Origin of the sequence: Streptomyces sp. NPDC002785 (assembly GCF_040295565.1) — a bacterium.
GTDB lineage: Bacteria > Actinomycetota > Actinomycetes > Streptomycetales > Streptomycetaceae > Streptomyces.
Genome location: NZ_JBEOVN010000448.1, coordinates 1 through 1,093, shown reverse-complemented (window position 1 = coordinate 1,093; position 1,093 = coordinate 1). Strand labels below are relative to the sequence as shown.

General features: G+C 69.9%; 1 protein-coding gene. It reads right to left on the bottom strand.

Annotation, left to right across the window (positions count from 1 at the left end):
• Positions 1–167: 167 nt before the first annotated feature.
• Positions 168–1,093, bottom strand: a 926-nt coding sequence (locus ABTZ94_RS37670) for an IS1380 family transposase (RefSeq protein WP_351207992.1), incomplete at its 5' end; no start/stop codon positions are given.

Below are 1,093 nucleotides of genomic sequence, written 5' to 3'. Positions count from 1 at the left end.
CGTTAGCCTCGATCTTTCGTGACGGTCCGTTGGTTTCTTCGGCGGGCCGTTTCGGTTGTTCGGGCTGTTGGTGGCCAGGCTGATGGCCCGGCTGTCGCGTCGGGTGGGCGCCGGGTTCCACGGCTCCGGTCGGGGTTGTGCTGCTCGCTGGGACGGGAACGCGCTGGTCAGCCGGGGTTCGGGAGGGCTTCGAGCCGTGCCAGGGCGTCGGTGATTACCTCGGTCCAGGGCCAGTGGCGTGCGAATCTCAGATGCTGGCGGCGGGCGGTCGTGACGATCTGGGCGGCGGCGGAGAAGAGGCGGAGCCGGAGTCGGCGGGGCTCCCACCTGTGGGTTTTGCCGGTCAGAGCGAGCATGGGCATCCAGGCCAGCAGGTCAAGGGCGACCTGGACGATCTCCAGCCAGATCTGGTTCTGCGCGGTGTCGTGCAGGGGCAGGTTGCGCAGGCCGGTGGCGCGGGCGTTGCGGATGCGGTCCTCTGCGCGTGCCCGCCGACGGTGTCGCAGCTCAAGGGCGGCGATCGGGACGCGGGTGGTGTTGGTGGCGAACGCGGTGAGCCGCAGGCCGTCGGCATCGGTGAAGCGCAACTGCGCGCCGGGGTGGGGGCGTTCTTTGCGGACGATCAGCCGTATCCCCTGCGGCCAGCCCTTGAGGACATCGCCGTCGAGTTCGGCGACCCAGGCGCCGTCGCGGATCCCGCCGCCCGGCTCGACGGCCGCCGTCCATACGGCGGGCGGGACCTTGAGGACGGCCTGGTGGACGGCGTCGCTGATGGTCATGCCGACCGAGTACGACAGCCATCTGCCCCGCTGGGCGAGCCAGGCGACGAACTCGTGGGTGCCACCGTCTGAGTCGGTACGGATCAGCGTTCGGCGTCCGCGACGGTACTTCTTCGGCAGTTGGGCCAGGGCGAGTTGGGCGGTGGTGATGTGGTCGGCGGCGGTGTTGCTTCCTGCGTTGCCGGGCCTGAGCAGGCCGGCCACCGGCTCCCCGCTGCCGCCGATTCCGTGATCGACGAACCCCAGCAGAGGATGGTGTCCGAAGGTCTTCTTCCAGGTCGCGGTGGCGTCCTGCTTCTCGGAGTGGGCCAGCA